Source organism: uncultured Veillonella sp. (assembly GCF_963524655.1).
Taxonomy (GTDB): domain Bacteria; phylum Bacillota; class Negativicutes; order Veillonellales; family Veillonellaceae; genus Veillonella.
Genome location: NZ_CAURHA010000029.1, coordinates 12,698 through 27,266, shown reverse-complemented (window position 1 = coordinate 27,266; position 14,569 = coordinate 12,698). Strand labels below are relative to the sequence as shown.

16 protein-coding genes are annotated in these 14,569 nt (G+C 38.4%); 14 read left to right on the top strand and 2 right to left on the bottom strand.

The annotated features are described in order from the left end of the window. Nucleotides 1-410: 410 nt before the first annotated feature. The 11 genes from RYM16_RS06645 to RYM16_RS06595 all read left to right on the top strand — a co-directional run bounded on the left by RYM16_RS06645 (nt 411) and on the right by RYM16_RS06595 (nt 9,367). Nucleotides 411-905 carry a YajQ family cyclic di-GMP-binding protein gene (locus RYM16_RS06645; RefSeq protein ID WP_004696277.1) on the top strand — a complete coding sequence of 165 codons (495 nt, stop codon included), beginning with the start codon at nt 411-413 and terminating at the stop codon, nt 903-905. Nucleotides 906-977: 72 nt separating this feature from the next. Next, nucleotides 978-2,096, top strand: coding sequence for a cobalt-precorrin-5B (C(1))-methyltransferase CbiD (gene cbiD, locus RYM16_RS06640; protein ID WP_314983077.1), 1,119 nt, complete (start codon nt 978-980; stop codon nt 2,094-2,096). Next, complete coding sequence (cbiE, locus tag RYM16_RS06635; protein WP_009351756.1) at nt 2,072-2,698, top strand: precorrin-6y C5,15-methyltransferase (decarboxylating) subunit CbiE; 627 nt, start codon at nt 2,072-2,074, stop codon at nt 2,696-2,698. Before cbiD ends, cbiE begins: the two co-directional genes overlap by 25 nt. Then, nucleotides 2,695-3,282, top strand: coding sequence for a precorrin-6Y C5,15-methyltransferase (decarboxylating) subunit CbiT (gene cbiT, locus RYM16_RS06630; RefSeq protein ID WP_105098694.1), 588 nt, complete (start codon nt 2,695-2,697; stop codon nt 3,280-3,282). Before cbiE ends, cbiT begins: the two co-directional genes overlap by 4 nt. Before the next feature lies 1 nt (nt 3,283). Continuing rightward, nucleotides 3,284-4,045 carry a precorrin-4 C(11)-methyltransferase gene (gene cobM / locus RYM16_RS06625; protein ID WP_314983076.1) on the top strand — a complete coding sequence of 254 codons (762 nt, stop codon included), beginning with the start codon at nt 3,284-3,286 and terminating at the stop codon, nt 4,043-4,045. Between the two features lie 4 nt (nt 4,046-4,049). After that, a complete protein-coding gene (locus tag RYM16_RS06620) occupies nt 4,050-5,195 on the top strand; it encodes a cobalamin biosynthesis protein (RefSeq protein WP_314983079.1) in 1,146 nt (381 codons plus the stop codon). A 29-nt stretch (nt 5,196-5,224) separates the two neighbouring features. Then, nucleotides 5,225-5,914: a precorrin-3B C(17)-methyltransferase gene (gene cobJ, locus RYM16_RS06615; RefSeq protein WP_004696265.1), complete on the top strand. Its 690-nt coding sequence runs from the start codon at nt 5,225-5,227 to the stop codon at nt 5,912-5,914. Further along, nucleotides 5,911-6,699, top strand: coding sequence for a precorrin-6A reductase (gene cobK / locus RYM16_RS06610; protein WP_314983075.1), 789 nt, complete (start codon nt 5,911-5,913; stop codon nt 6,697-6,699). Before cobJ ends, cobK begins: the two co-directional genes overlap by 4 nt. Then, nucleotides 6,686-7,351 carry a precorrin-8X methylmutase gene (locus tag RYM16_RS06605; protein WP_314983074.1) on the top strand — a complete coding sequence of 222 codons (666 nt, stop codon included), beginning with the start codon at nt 6,686-6,688 and terminating at the stop codon, nt 7,349-7,351. The genes cobK and RYM16_RS06605 overlap by 14 nt, the downstream gene beginning before the upstream one ends. Before the next feature lie 238 nt (nt 7,352-7,589). Continuing rightward, nucleotides 7,590-8,585: an iron ABC transporter permease gene (locus RYM16_RS06600; protein WP_314983073.1), complete on the top strand. Its 996-nt coding sequence runs from the start codon at nt 7,590-7,592 to the stop codon at nt 8,583-8,585. Further along, complete coding sequence (locus RYM16_RS06595) at nt 8,585-9,367, top strand: ABC transporter ATP-binding protein (RefSeq protein WP_054748350.1); 783 nt, start codon at nt 8,585-8,587, stop codon at nt 9,365-9,367. The genes RYM16_RS06600 and RYM16_RS06595 overlap by 1 nt, the downstream gene beginning before the upstream one ends. A gap of 68 nt (nt 9,368-9,435) precedes the next feature. Here RYM16_RS06595 and RYM16_RS06590 read toward each other — a convergent pair whose 3' ends face one another. Both RYM16_RS06590 and RYM16_RS06585 read right to left on the bottom strand, forming a co-directional pair. Next, nucleotides 9,436-10,377: an ABC transporter substrate-binding protein gene (locus RYM16_RS06590; RefSeq protein WP_009351730.1), complete on the bottom strand. Its 942-nt coding sequence runs from the start codon at nt 10,375-10,377 to the stop codon at nt 9,436-9,438. Nucleotides 10,378-10,427: 50 nt separating this feature from the next. Further along, nucleotides 10,428-11,417: a sirohydrochlorin cobaltochelatase gene (locus RYM16_RS06585; RefSeq protein WP_009351724.1), complete on the bottom strand. Its 990-nt coding sequence runs from the start codon at nt 11,415-11,417 to the stop codon at nt 10,428-10,430. A 500-nt stretch (nt 11,418-11,917) separates the two neighbouring features. Here RYM16_RS06585 and RYM16_RS06580 point away from each other — a divergent pair, with 500 nt between their 5' ends. From RYM16_RS06580 to RYM16_RS06570, 3 genes are all read left to right on the top strand, one after another. Then, nucleotides 11,918-12,829: a DUF805 domain-containing protein gene (locus tag RYM16_RS06580; protein WP_009351751.1), complete on the top strand. Its 912-nt coding sequence runs from the start codon at nt 11,918-11,920 to the stop codon at nt 12,827-12,829. A gap of 119 nt (nt 12,830-12,948) precedes the next feature. After that, nucleotides 12,949-13,305 carry a hypothetical protein gene (locus tag RYM16_RS06575; RefSeq protein WP_314983072.1) on the top strand — a complete coding sequence of 119 codons (357 nt, stop codon included), beginning with the start codon at nt 12,949-12,951 and terminating at the stop codon, nt 13,303-13,305. Nucleotides 13,306-13,487: 182 nt separating this feature from the next. Continuing rightward, complete coding sequence (locus RYM16_RS06570) at nt 13,488-14,507, top strand: DUF805 domain-containing protein (protein ID WP_043005980.1); 1,020 nt, start codon at nt 13,488-13,490, stop codon at nt 14,505-14,507. Nucleotides 14,508-14,569: the final 62 nt, after the last annotated feature.

The following is a 14,569-nucleotide window of genomic DNA, read 5'->3' as shown; positions in this document are numbered from 1 at the left end:
GCTGATACAGATCTAAATACAACTGTTGAAGATTTGCCAAATGCAATGAATCCAAGTAAACCATCTGGGCAAAATATTGTGTTGCCAACAAGATAGATTAAGATTCATATGAAAATATTATAGTGATTAAATATCCGGTATCGATAGATTGTATCTGTTGGGTACCGGATATTTTGCTTTTTGAAATAGCTAATACTTACTTTTGTTTATAGTCTGAATAATTCTTCTATGATTAATAATAGTTATAATTAAAAAAATCGATTTACCTAGAAAATAAGCCTGTTATAAGGTATAATTATAGAGATATATTCCGATTTGGTGTACATTTACACTTTCACTTGGAATATGAGGATGATGAAAGTAATGCTATGAACCCCATGCCCAACGGGTTCAGGTGTAGGAGGTATAAAATGGCTAAAGATTGTTCCTTTGACGTTGTGTCCGAAGTGGATATGCAGGAAGTAGATAATGCGGTAAACCAAGCGAAAAAAGAGATTGGTACACGCTATGATTTCCGTGGCTCTAAAGCGGAAATTAGTCTTGAAGGCGACACTATTAAAATCATCGGTGATGATGAATATAAATTGAATGCCATTATCGATGTATTAAAAGGCAAAATGGTTAAACGTAACGTAGCGATTAAAAATCTTGACTACGGTAAAGTTGAACCAGCAGCTGGTGCTACAGTTCGCCAAATCATTACTATTAAAAAAGGCATTACAAAAGAAAATGCTAAAGAAGTAGTAAAAGCAATTAAAAACATGAAAATTAAGGTACAAGCATCTATCCAAGAGGATCAAGTGCGCGTATCTGGTAAGGATAAAGATGATTTGCAAGCAGTAATCCAAATGTTAAAACAATTGGATATCCCTGTAGAATTGCAATTCGTTAACTTCCGTTCCTAATAACATATGTCCATAAAGATAGGGTTAGTTTGATTCCATAGGGTCGCTAACCCTATCGGTGTAGGAGGCCTTATGAAAGTAGAGGACATGAAGGGTGGCTATACCACAGGTTCATGTGCTACGGCAGGTATGAAAGCTGGTTTATTGGCTCTCTTAGATAAGAATATCGTGGACCAAGTGGTCATTGAAAATCCTCAAGGTCAGTATATTGAGGTGCCTATTAAAGCCGTAGAGGTTATATCTGATACAGAGGCTAAAGTAACCGTTATGAAAGATGGCGGCGATGATCCTGATGTAACGCATGGCAATGATGTGGAAACGACGGTAACACTCGATGATACTGGTGAACTACGATTCCGAGCGGGCTTTGGCGTTGGAACGGTAACGAAACCGGGCCTTGCTATGCCGCCAGGAGAACCAGCTATCAATCCCGGGCCTCGTACGATGATGAACATCGTTTTTGAAGAGCTTTGCATTCACGGTCAAGGCGTGACAGTAACGGTGAGTGTACCAAACGGTATGGTTCTAGCTAAGAAAACATTAAACCATACCCTCGGTATCGAAGGTGGTATTTCCATTATTGGTACTACGGGTATCGTTAAGCCTATGAGTGAGGAAGGGTTCAAGAACTCTTTGGTTCCTCAGCTAAGAGTTATGAAAGCCAATGGTTGTGAAACCGCTGTTCTCGTGCCAGGCCGTATTGGTCAGGATCTTGCGGAACAAGTACTTGGTATACATAAGAACCAAATGGCAGAAACCAGTAACTTTATCGGTTTTATGCTGGAAAAGGCAGTACAAATTGGCTTCAAGCGTATTTTGATTATCGGTCATATTGGCAAGCTAATAAAACTTGCTAGTGGTAGTTTCCATACCCACAATCGCATGAGTGATGGTCGCATGGAAAGCATCGTGGCCTATGCTGCCTTAGAAGGGGCATCCCAAGCGGTGTGTGAAGAGTTGTTTAATTGCCAAACCACAGAGTCTACGTTCCCTATTTTAGAACGAGAAGGACTGACTGGTGTATATCAACGCGTTGTGGATCGTGCATCGTTGCGTAGTGAGCGATATATTGCTAACGAAGCGGAGATTGGCATTATCATTACCACCTTAAAAGGCGAGATTTTGGCAATGGATAAGCATGCTAAAGAGATAGGAGAGCTTGAACAATGGCACATACCTTGTATATCGTAGGCATTGGACCAGGTAATCCTGATTATGTGGTGCCTAGAGGCCTTAATTTAATTAAACATGCCACAGTATTGGTAGGTAGTGAACGGTCTTTAGAGGACTTTCAAGAGCCTGGCCAAATTACATATCCTGTAACGGGTAAGCTTAGCTTACTGGCTGAGCAAATTGAGCGTGAGCTCAACGACCATGATGTTGTAGTTATGGTAAGCGGTGATACAGGCTACTACAGCTTGTTACCGTATTTGAAAAAGAAATTTACTGCTAACCCTATTGAGGTTGTGCCTGGCATTAGTTCTATGACCTTTGCCTTTGCACGACTTAATGAGGTGTGGCATGATGCGGATTTAATGAGCTTTCACGGTCGCCAACCGGCACCAGAGAAGCTCGTATATGAAGCAGGTAAAAAGATGGGGTTCTTAACGGATCCTGAATATAATCCAGCGCATATTGCGCGTATTTTAATAGATGCAGGCTGGCCAAAAGAAACGAGAGCAGCAGCCCTTGAGCGGTTGAGCTATGATGATGAAAAAATCGTAGACTCCACGTTAGAGGTATTAACTGAGCTTGAAGGCTTTGGTCATTCTGTAATGGTGGTACTAGGATGAGACATTTTTTTGGAATTCCTGATGAGGAATTTATCCGCGGCGACGTGCCGATGACGAAATGCGAGATTCGCAAAGCCGTTATGAACGAGGCGCGCATCGAGGAGGATAGCATCGTTCTTGACGTAGGTGCTGGTACAGGCTCTATTTCTATTGAAGCAGCCTTGGCAGCTCCTAAAGGGCATGTATATGCGATTGAGCGCTTTGATAAAGGCATCGACCTTATCAATGAAAACATGAAGAAATTCAATGTTAATAATATGACAGTCATAAAGTCCAAAGCTCCTGAAGGCATGGAAGAATTGCCTGCGCTTGATGCAGTTATCATCGGCGGTAGTGCTGGGGGTATGACAGGCATCATGGATGAGGCGCAACGTCTATTAAAAGTAGGCGGTCGTCTAGTGGTTACTGCGGTAACAATGGAAACTGGTTATACAATCTTAAAAGAGTTGAAAGGTCGTCCTTTCACCTATGAAGGTTACCAAATGTCTATCAGCCGTTACCGCAAGGCTGGTCCATATCATTTGTTAGACCCATTGAGTCCAATTTTCATTGTATCTGCAACGCGTATCGCAGAAGGAGAGTAATATGGTTGACGTACATATCGTAGGCGCAGGCCCTGGGGATCCCGAGTTAATTACTCGCAAAGGGTATCGTTTAGTGCAAGAGGCAGACGTTGTTATCTACGCTGGCTCCTTGGTAAACCCTGCCATTTTAGAGGCTTGTAAACCAAACTGTGAAATTCATAACAGTGCTACTATGAACCTTGATGAGGTATTGGCTGTTATGAAAGCTTCTGTTGAGGCTGGTAAAAGTGTAGTTCGTCTTCACACAGGTGACCCTGCTATTTACGGTGCGATTCAAGAGCAAATGGATGCACTGGCTGGTATGGGCATTTCGTATGAAGTCGTGCCAGGTGTAAGTTCTTTCCTTGCTACAGCAGCGGCTTTGAAACAAGAATATACACTACCTAATGTATCTCAAACAGTGATTATTACGCGTATGGAAGGCCGTACACCGATGCCTCCAAAGGAAAAATTGCGCATGTTAGCATCTCATGAAGCAACAATGTGTATTTTCCTTAGCGTTCAAATGTTAGATAAGGTTGTAGCTGAACTTATCGAGGGCGGTTATGACAAAACGACTCCAGTGGCTATCGTGGTAAAAGCATCTTGGCCTGACCAACGCATTATCCGCGGCACATTGGAAACCATTGCGGACATCGTAGCGAAAGAAGGCGTATTGCGCCAAGCTATGATCGTAGTAAGCCATGTATTAGATAGTGAATACGAATTATCTAAGCTTTACGACAAAGGCTTTGCTCATATGTACCGCAGTGCTAAGGACTAGTATGATGAAAGAACTAGAAACTGTTGCGCCTTTGACGGGAAGCAAGAAGAATAGAACAGCTATTCTTTCTGTGTCTGAACGAGGTGCAAAGCTAGGTCAACGCATCAAGTCTTTGGTGGCACCTCATGCGGATTGCTTTGAAAAAGAAAATCGTCCTTCTGGAGGAGAGGCCATCTATTTTGATTCCCTCAAAAACCATATTGGACAGATTTTTAAAGATTACGACCAAGTGTTATGTATTATGGCACTCGGTATCGTAGTGCGCATGATTGCACCATATATTGAGCATAAATCCAAGGATCCTGCTGTAGTTGTAATGGACGAAGTAGGACACCATGTGATTAGCTTGTTGTCTGGGCACCTGGGGGGCGCCAACGAATGGACGCAGTCCATTTCGTTGGCCATCGATGCGGACCCTGTCATTACGACTGCTACGGATGTAAACGGATTGCCAGCGCCTGACGTGTTGGCGCGCCATGAGCATCTGTTGGTGGATGAATTCCAAACCTTAATCAATGTGAACTCTGCCATCGTTGGAGGAGGGCGTGTTGATTATTATATCGATGCTAGCTTACCGAATGCAGAGCGTTTAGAACAAGCTGCGAAAGCTCATATTGGTGAGCATGGTATGGTTCATGTTGTTTCTCTAGAGGAACTTGCCTCCATTCCATGTAAAAATGAAAGCACTGAAGAAGGTTTTTCTCGCGTAGTTATTACAGACAAAGTAATTGCGGAGTATGGTCATCAATTGATTTTGCGCCCTCGTACCTATACGATGGGCATTGGCTGTCGTCGAGATACGCCAAAGGAATTGATCGTTGACGCTATACAACAGTCGCTAGCAGCACATAAGCTTTCACCAAAGAGCCTTGTAACGGCAGCATCGGTCATCGTTAAACAAGATGAGGTAGGCCTCTTAGAGGCTATGCAAATTATGGGGTGGCCTATCGTGTTCTATACACAGGACGAGATGGCACCACTCATTGAAAAAGAAGAATTAAAAGAATCTAATTTTGTAAAAGGAACTATAGGAGTAGGAAACGTATGCGAGACAACGGCATTACTAGCGGCCAAGAGCCGAACATTAATACAGCACAAAACAATTTATCCCAAAACAACGGTAGCCATTGCACAGGTAACATCAAAGTAATCGGCATCGGCCCTGGTGATGAAGAGTTTATGACGCCTCAAGCACGCGAAGCTATCTTAGCGGCTGACCGTGTTGTAGGTTATTTGACATACCTCGACTTGATCAAAGACCTTATCGAAGGTAAAGAAACTGTAGGTACTGCAATGATGCAAGAAGTAGATCGTTGCCAACAAGCAGTTGATTTGGCTGTAGAAGGCCATCAAGTCGTTGTAGTATCCTCTGGTGACTCTGGCGTATACGGCATGGCAGGTCTTGTGTTAGAACTTGCTAATAAAGTGCCAGCAGAAAAACGTCCTTCCGTAGATATCGTACCTGGTCTTAGTGCTGTAAACGTAGCAGCATCTGTATTGGGTGCACCTTTGATGCATGACTTTGCAGTCATTTCCTTGAGCGACTTAATGACCCCATGGGATCTTATTAAAAAACGTGCTGATCTTTGTGCACAAGGTGATATGGTTATTTCCTTGTACAACCCACGCAGTAAAAAACGTGTTACACACTTAGATGAAGTTCGCGAAATCGTTCTTAAATACCGCGACCCTAAAACACCTGTTGGCATCGTGCAAAAAGCAGGTCGCCCAGGTCAACATATGGTAATCTCTGATCTTGAAAACTTCACAAATGAAGAAGTAGATATGCAAACACTTGTTATCATCGGTAACAGCCAAACCTATGTTGAAAACGGTCGCATGATTACTCCTCGAGGCTACAAATTATGATTTGGGTAATTGCCGGTACTTTGGATGGTCGCACCTTAGCGGTAGATATTCAAGAACGGACAGGTGAAGATGTGCTTGTTACAGTAGTTAGTCAATATGGGGCAGAGCTTGCTGCCCATAAAGGTATTACTGTACATACGGGCCGTCTTGATCAACAGGCTATGCAGAACTTAATTAAGGAGCACAATGTGCGCCTATTAATCGATGCAAGCCATCCGTACGCCGCAGTTGTGACCGCAACGGCACAAGAGGCAGCCAAGGCAGTAGGTATTCCATTCGTTCGTTTTGAACGTAAAGAGGTATCATTGCCAGAGTATGATAAATTACATATCGTAGTGGATGAAGTTGAAGCAGCGAATTTGGCAGGCAAGTTAGCAAAAGAAAATAATAACCATGTGTATTTGACTACTGGTAGTAAGACAATGCATATCTTTGCTAAATCTGAAGCCTTGAAAGATTGCGAAGTATGGACACGTATTTTGCCAACTGCAGAGGTGTTACAAATGATGGAAGACCTCAATGTAAGTCCTAAACGCATTGTTGCTGTACAAGGTCCATTTTCTTACGATATGAACCGCATCATGTTCCACGATACAAAGGCTAGCGTTGTAGTTATGAAAAACTCTGGTCTTGTAGGTGGTGCTGATACAAAATTACAAGCAGCTATGGATCTTGGCATCCATGTTATTGTTATTGATAGACCCCGTGTTAAACTTGAAAGTCACGTGGTATCAACGAATGATGAATTTTTCAAATTATGGGAGGACACTAATGGATTACGTTAAAAATCCTAAAGCTATTGAAGATAAAAGCATGGAAATCATTTACGATTATGTAAAGGATTTAGGTTTAACAGATGATGAAGTGCGCGTTGTATCTCGTACTGTACATGCGTCTGGTGACGTTGAATACGCACAACTCGTAAAAATGAGCCCTGATGCTGTTCAAAAAGGTATTGAAGCATTGGATAATGGTGCAGATATTTATACAGATGTAGAAATGGTTCGCACCGGTATCTCTAAGCCAGCTCTTAAAATTCGTGGTAACGAAGTACACTGCTTGATCAAAGATGAAAACGTAGCTAAAATGGCTAAAGAATTGGGTATAACTCGTTCCATCGCGGCTATGCGTACATTTGGCAAACAATTAGAAGGCCAAATCGTAGCTATCGGCAATGCTCCTACTGCATTGTACGAAGTATTGCGCTTAGCTCTTGAAGAAGGTATTAAACCAGCTCTTATCATTGGTATCCCTGTAGGCTTCGTAGGCGCTGCAGAATCCAAAGACTACTTGATGGAAGTATCCCCAGTTCCTTATATCACTGTAAAAGGCAACAAAGGTGGTAGCCCAATCGCTGCTTCCGTATGCAATGCATTGCTTTACACAGATGTAAAACGCAATGACATGCTTTTTGTAGAAGGCAAAGAATCTAAATAATACAAAACCCGAATCGTGTTTTAGTAGTTTTGCGATTCGGGTTTTAATGTATATTTTAGATACTACCAGTTAAAAGTAATATTTTTTCTAGCAATAGTATGCTCTTTTCTTAGATACTACCAGTTAAAAATAAATATTTTTAATTGGTAGTATCTCTAAAATCGCTGTTACTAGGTCTAAAATATAGAATTTTCAAAATGACTTATTTTGTATATGAAGATATGGAGAGGGGGTTCGTATGGAGTCTATTAATGAACGAAAGGCCTTTCGTTTATCTGTTATCATTGTTTTACTTATTGCAGTGATAGCTTGTATGATTATATCTCTTATCTGGGGTTCTACACCTGTATCGCTAGCAGAGATATGGAGAACGTTATGGTCTGAAGAATTAACAGATACGGCTTCACAGATTATTTGGAATATTCGATTGCCTCGCAATATTGTAGCTGCGTTAGTGGGAGCTTGTCTAGCTGTATCTGGTGCAATTTTGCAAGCAGTTATGAAAAATCCCCTAGCGGATCCACAAATTGTAGGGGTATCCTCTGGTGCAGGACTAGCTGGTGTTATCATATTTATTTTATTTCCTGGGTATGATCATATAGTTCCTTTAGTGGCTTTTTTAGGTGCTATGGCTGCAGCGCTTATGGTGTATGCATTAGCATGGAAAAATGGAGTGCGACCTAGTCGTATTATCTTAGCTGGTGTTGCGGTCGCAGCCTTTTTAGGCTCAGGTATTTCAGCACTACTTGTATTCTTCGGTGATCGTGTACAAGGGGCATTGCTTTGGATGGTAGGGGGACTCGCTGCACGCAGTTGGCCTCAGGTAGAAGTGCTGTTTCCATATGCTATAATTGGTCTTATTTTTGCCTGTTTAGGAGCTAAACGACTTACTATTTTAAGTTTAGGTGATGAAACTGCAAAGGGATTAGGCCTTAAGGTAGAACAAACACGGTTTATTATGACTGCAGTGGCTGCTCTTTTGGCGGCTGGTGCTGTAAGTATAGCTGGGCTTATAGGATTTGTAGGTTTGGTTATTCCCCATATGTTACGTCTTATAATCGGTAACGACTATGCATATTTACTGCCTGGATCCGCATTATTAGGCGCACTAGTTCTTGTTGTTAGTGATACAATAGGACGTGTTATGTGGAGCCCTATAGAGGTACCAGTGGGCATTATTATGGCATTTTTTGGAGCGCCGTTCTTTTTGTATCTGTTGAGGAGGGATAACTAATGAATACCGCTATTGATGTAAAACAGTTATCCGTAACTCTTGGTAATCGTCATATTCTACATGACATTAATGTATCGGTTCCTATTGGTAAAATTACGACATTAATAGGGCCTAATGGTTGTGGTAAAAGTACGCTTTTACGATCTATGATCGGATATATTTATAGTCCTCATGAATGTATTACCATTTTTGATAAACCGTTACAATCATATTCTCAAAATCATCTGGCACGGCAAATGGCATTTTTGCCACAAGTACCGAATATGCCAAAGGATATGACCGTAGAGGAGCTTGTGTACTGTGGTCGTTATCCGTACCAAACGTGGTGGAAGAATACGGCGAAAGAGGATAGAGAAATCGTAGACTATGCATTGTCTATTACGAAAACAGATCATCTTCGTCATCAGCTCATACCATCTCTATCTGGTGGCGAACGGCAACGGGTTTGGATTGCTATGGCGCTAGCACAGCAACCAAAATTATTAGTATTAGACGAACCAACAACATATTTAGATATTAATCACCAATTAGAAATTATGGAGTTATTGAAACGCTTAAATAAGGAACAAAATTTAACCGTTCTCATGGTACTTCACGAACTAACACAGGCGGTTCAATATTCACATTATATGGCTGTTATAAAAGAAGGCTATTTAGTAACGTCAGGAGAAACAAATAAAATAATATCAGATGAGTTGTTTAGAGATGTTTTCTCTGTAGATGTACAACTTGATACATTTGATAATAAAAAATATGTGCGTGTAAAAGGATTAGTTGAGTAGCTTGATACTAATAGAAAAAGAGGGCATTCCCTATTTGGGGGATGCCCTCTTTAGCATGATGCAATATGTTAGAATGTAACATTAATACCGTATGCTTCTTTAACTAAACGTGCCATAGCTTCAGGTGTTTGTAGACCTGGGTTTAATAGGAATAGTTTAGATGGTAAATATATTACGCGGTTATTTTGTACAGCTTTTAAATTAGCCCATGCAGGATTATCTGTCATAGCTTGTTTCATGGCTTTTGTAATTTCTTCTTCTTTGCCCATTGTAACAACAAAGATAATATCAGGATTATCTGCCGTCAATGTTTCAAGAGAGTAAGGGACAGTTTTATCCTTGGTTGTACCCTCTAGGTGGGAGGCAACAACATTTGTCATACCTAGTTCTTTTACCATAGATGCAGTCACTGCTTCATCAGTTTCGGCAGTTACACCTTTCCCTGTGGCACGTAACACGGCAACACGTGCAGGCTGTTGATTTTTAACTGCATCTTTTACCTTGGTGATATTGCTTTCATAGGTAGTAATAACAGATTTAGCCTTGTCTTGATGATTGGTTAACTCGCCAAGGAATGTTAACATTGGTACATTATCTTTAATACCATCGTAATCAAAAAGTACGGTTGGAATATTATTAGCTTGTAATTGGGATTCATATTTTTTATGTTGATTTACTAAACCCAATACCACATCTGGCTTCAAGCCTAATAGTTGTTCCATGTTGATATTTGCAGTTTGACCAAGAGCGGGTAGAGCTTCTAATTCTGGGGCTAATTTATCCGTTGTATTGGCACGGCTAATGGCTTTGCCATCGACAGCATAAAGCATAGATAAAACAGAATTAGATAATACAGCAATTTTTTGTGGATCTTTTGGTACAGTATAGGTTTGACCATTAAAGGTCAATTCCTTCGTAGTAGCAGAAGAGCTGGATGTGGTTTTACCACACCCAGCTAGTGCTAGTACAATCATTACCAAAGCGATACTACCGAGTAGTAGTTTTCTCATGATGTACTCCTATGTACGTTATAGATTGATAACGATACTAGTTAAATGGATTATTTTTGTAATGCGTCCCAAGATTCGTTTGCACGTTCAACAAACAAGTTACGGATATTTTGGTTTTCACCTAAACCATGAAGGTAAGTATCTACTTTGAAGCCGTCTTTTTCAAGGATGGATTTATGGGAATCTGGTTCATCACCAGCCATGTCATTGTTAGCATGGTCGCCTGCAACCATCATGAATGGCATCAATGTAACGTGCTTAATACCATGTAATTTTAATTGAGGGATAACTTGTTCAAGATTTGGAGTACCTTCTACAGTGTAGATGAATGTATTTTTCAAGCCAAGAGTATGGATGCGGTCTTGAATTACAGAATAGTAAGCATTTGCAGGATCTGGAGTACCGTGAGCCATGATAAGAACAGCATCTTCTTTGCCTAATTTAGGGAATTGAGATTGTACAGCCTTAATTGTTTGAATAACTTCATCAGTTTGGCCTTCTTGACCCATCCAGTACATAAGTGGAGTACCTAATGTCATTTTTTTGAAGTTGTTTTTGTAAAGGTTATAAACAGCTACATCGTAGTTATATTCCATACCAGGAATAACATCTAATGATGTAAGAGCAACGCGTGTATAACCTTCAGCTTTCAATTGGTCTAAAGCTTCTTCTGGTGTAGGGTATGTAATGCCTTCTTTTTGTTGGATACGATCACGAATGATATGGCTTGTGAAAGCAGTTACTACTTTAGTGTTAGGGTGAGCTGCTTGAATAGCTGCTACAGTAGCATCAATAGTTTTTGCGCGAGTTTCTTTATAAGTTGTACCAAAGCTCATAACTACGATAGCATCTTTGTTTTGAAGATTTTGAAGCTCTTTTGTTTCATGTGTGCGAACACCAATAGTGGATGCCTCTTTTAATGCAGGTGTAGGATTTTTTACTTCTTCATTTAATTGGTATGCTGCATGAGATACAACAGGTGCGCCAACAGATACGGCAAGACCTAGAATAGCGGATGCTAATGCTAATTGTTTTTTCATTTCTATACTCCTATCCAAAACTAAAACTACAGGGGTATGCAATTATTTACATAATTTTGCTATATCGAAAAATGTAGATTTATTGCATATATATAACCTTAAGCCAATCGTAACAAAGGGTAAAAGAGGTGTCAATAAACCCCATACCCCTAGAAGTATAGGAAAATTAAGGAGTTTTTAAGAAATTAATGTGATGAATATAGTATAGTAGTAGATTTTATAATTATATTCTTTTTGGTTATAAGGATATGAATATGTGAATACATAAGTGATTTTATTTTCTTGATATCTAGAATACTTTGATGGGGCCCCATAACATTACTACAAATATATTAAAAATGTTGCCCTATACTTGTTTGCTCCTCGTTCCTGATGTCGCTACACAAGTACAGGGCATCATTTTTATTACTGTAGTTATGTAGGCGTCCCATCAAAATATGATATATAATAAATATAAAATTTTAGTAAAATAAAATTATCATTTAAAAGAGAGAAGGACTATGTTTGGTTTTATTGAGAGAGAACAAATTCTTTTAAAACAAAATATATACGATCTACTACATAATACTAGGATAGGTAAAAAAGCTTTTTTATTTATTTTTGTAGGTGTATTTTTTATTTATGTGCTGGGGAATATACATATAAATAGAGAAGCAACTTATGATTTGTATTGGTATTATGTACGATATTTTTATAAGCTGCTAGGTGTATGTGTTGTTTATGATTTATGTAGACGTAGGCTGCATGACTTTGGTGTCTCAAGTAATTGGTTATTTTTATGGCTTTTAATAGGTGGGGGTATATATACTTATTACTTTTGGAGCCTGTATTCCTATCCTCTTTTGCCAGTACGTTTTTTTGAGCGGATATTGTTAGCGGAGTTAGGTATCTTATTTATTCCAGCAGCATTGTTAATCTTTTTGCCCTCGGAACAATGTTTAAATAAATATGGCGATAGCAATGTGCAGATGACTTCTTCTACATATGCTATTGGATATATAGAGACAAAATTCACGTTAAGCAATGAAAAAGGAATTTTAGAATATTTGAGAGATATTTATTTATATCGCTCATTTAGATTAACTGGACGCGCTAAGCTTATTGAGGCTGGCATAGGTGTAGGATCACTAGGCACAATAATGGGCTTAAATGTAAATATTTTGGCGTTGCTTCTCATGATAAAAAGTGAAATGGGAATAGCTATTTTAGAGCCTATATCATGGGCGATCTTTTATATACTTTATGTCTATACTCTTTTCGCTGTATTTACTTTACTCATCCGACGGCTTCATGATAGTTTGTATAGCGGATTATGGATATTGTTATTAGTAGTTCCTTTCGCTAACGTGTTTATCTTTTATAGACTCTTTATAAAAGGTAGCTGGGATGTTAATAGTATAAAAGAAATTTAATATACTAAATGGTGTTGGACTCCTTTGAATTCAACACCATTTTGTGTATCTTGAAGTAATAGTGTAATGTATATATTAAATAGATTAGAGTACTATGGTTTTAAATTAGTAGGGTAGATATGTTTGAGAATATTGTAATTGGTCTCTTTGGCTTATTAATGGTGAATTATATCGTCATTATAGCTAGGCAACGAATAGTTAAAATTGTAATTGGTATCTTAGGGAATTGTTTCTTTGGACTTTCATTGTTTAGCGATTATATTGCTTTACCAAGTTATATGATTGATTTGAAGTATATTTTAATTATTATTCTTTGTGTTGCTTGTGTCTTTGATCTATGGCGTCATAATCGCTCTGGCAAAATCACAGCTGGCGACAAGAGAAGGTATGATACCTTTATAGGTCGAATTAAGTTTATTGTTATATTTTTCCTTCTTTTATGTGGTGTTGCATCGGTTATACATTATTTTGGATGATTTTGATATTTTTTCTCATTGACTTCTATGCATTAATTATTTTTAGTAAATAAAGTATACTTACTCTGGGTTACCAATTGAAACTATTCGTGCAGAGGGTTATTTAACTACACATCCAGATACCAGTGCTACACAATGGACCAATAAAGGTAATGGGAGAGATTATATTATAGAAGAGGAGAATGGAAAATATAAAATTTTATTTGATCAAGGGTGGAAGGATATTACAAAATATGATCTTGAAAGATATTATAAGCGCAAAAGCAATTAAGGACGAGTTATTTTTGTTAAGAACTAACGTTAAATCTTTAATGTTATCATGGCGTATTACTCGCACTCCTTACTTACTTTCTATAATATTAGTATATTTTTCTTATATTGCTATGCCAGGACTAACATTTCATTCCTTACCAGAGTATGAAGAGAGTGTAGTGTCTTTAATTGGATATGCTAATTTAGGAATATCGTTAGTAACTTTTTCTTTACTAGCAATTAGACGAGTTTTAGATGTTAATCAAAAATGGATTTCAGGATTTGTAATAGTAGCCGGTATATATACGTTGTATACTAATTATTTAAATTATTTACCACCTATATTAGAGGTAACATATACAGAGGATTCCTTGATTACAAATATGTCAGTTAATTTAAACATATTGGTAGTAGGGTTATTAATATTATCTTTGTTTCCTAGTAATGAATGTAATAATGACTATGGCTTATCAAATTGTATTGAAAAGGTGGGGTCTAGCTTTATAAGAATTGACTATGGCGGGTTTGAACAATTTTTAGATGAATTTTCCTTATATAAAATCTTACCGATTTTAAAAAAAATCTTATCGCTGGAGTTACTTAACTGGAAGGGCCGTATATCAAGAGGTGAATTGATATATTATTATATAGTATATCAATTCATGGTTCTATTACTTGTAATATTAATTTATTCAATAGGGACTATTTTACCTACAATATTCTTAAAGAATATATTTTTATCATCTATTGTAGCTATTTTTGTGATTTGGTGTTTTATATATTTGTTAAAAGTACTAATTCAGCGGTTACATGATTCTTATAGTAGTGCTTTTTGGTTATTTGGGCTGTTCATACCTTATGTAAATGTATATGTACTATATCTAATATTATTTAAAGGTTCATGGCGGTACATTGATTCTAGTGTAATTGGTGATAATATTTCTCATTGACTTTCGTAGTTCAATCATGTATTATTGACACATAGTAGTTGATAACAATTTTCAGTTGTGAA

Excerpts from the sequence above, each read along its gene's own strand:
- RYM16_RS06620 (WP_314983079.1), top strand. The coding sequence starts at position 4,050 with ATGAAAGAACTAGAAACTGTTGCGCCTTTGACGGGAAGCAAGAAGAAT.
- RYM16_RS06590 (WP_009351730.1), bottom strand. The coding sequence starts at position 10,377 with ATGAGAAAACTACTACTCGGTAGTATCGCTTTGGTAATGATTGTACTA.
- cbiE (WP_009351756.1), top strand. The coding sequence starts at position 2,072 with ATGGCACATACCTTGTATATCGTAGGCATTGGACCAGGTAATCCTGAT.
- RYM16_RS06605 (WP_314983074.1), top strand. The coding sequence starts at position 6,686 with ATGGATTACGTTAAAAATCCTAAAGCTATTGAAGATAAAAGCATGGAA.
- RYM16_RS06570 (WP_043005980.1), top strand. The coding sequence starts at position 13,488 with ATGGAAAATATAAAATTTTATTTGATCAAGGGTGGAAGGATATTACAA.
- cbiT (WP_105098694.1), top strand. The coding sequence starts at position 2,695 with ATGAGACATTTTTTTGGAATTCCTGATGAGGAATTTATCCGCGGCGAC.
- RYM16_RS06580 (WP_009351751.1), top strand. The coding sequence starts at position 11,918 with ATGTTTGGTTTTATTGAGAGAGAACAAATTCTTTTAAAACAAAATATA.
- cbiD (WP_314983077.1), top strand. The coding sequence starts at position 978 with ATGAAAGTAGAGGACATGAAGGGTGGCTATACCACAGGTTCATGTGCT.
- RYM16_RS06575 (WP_314983072.1), top strand. The coding sequence starts at position 12,949 with ATGTTTGAGAATATTGTAATTGGTCTCTTTGGCTTATTAATGGTGAAT.
- cobM (WP_314983076.1), top strand. The coding sequence starts at position 3,284 with ATGGTTGACGTACATATCGTAGGCGCAGGCCCTGGGGATCCCGAGTTA.
- cobJ (WP_004696265.1), top strand. The coding sequence starts at position 5,225 with ATGACGCCTCAAGCACGCGAAGCTATCTTAGCGGCTGACCGTGTTGTA.
- cobK (WP_314983075.1), top strand. The coding sequence starts at position 5,911 with ATGATTTGGGTAATTGCCGGTACTTTGGATGGTCGCACCTTAGCGGTA.
- RYM16_RS06585 (WP_009351724.1), bottom strand. The coding sequence starts at position 11,417 with ATGAAAAAACAATTAGCATTAGCATCCGCTATTCTAGGTCTTGCCGTA.
- RYM16_RS06645 (WP_004696277.1), top strand. The coding sequence starts at position 411 with ATGGCTAAAGATTGTTCCTTTGACGTTGTGTCCGAAGTGGATATGCAG.
- RYM16_RS06600 (WP_314983073.1), top strand. The coding sequence starts at position 7,590 with ATGGAGTCTATTAATGAACGAAAGGCCTTTCGTTTATCTGTTATCATT.
- RYM16_RS06595 (WP_054748350.1), top strand. The coding sequence starts at position 8,585 with ATGAATACCGCTATTGATGTAAAACAGTTATCCGTAACTCTTGGTAAT.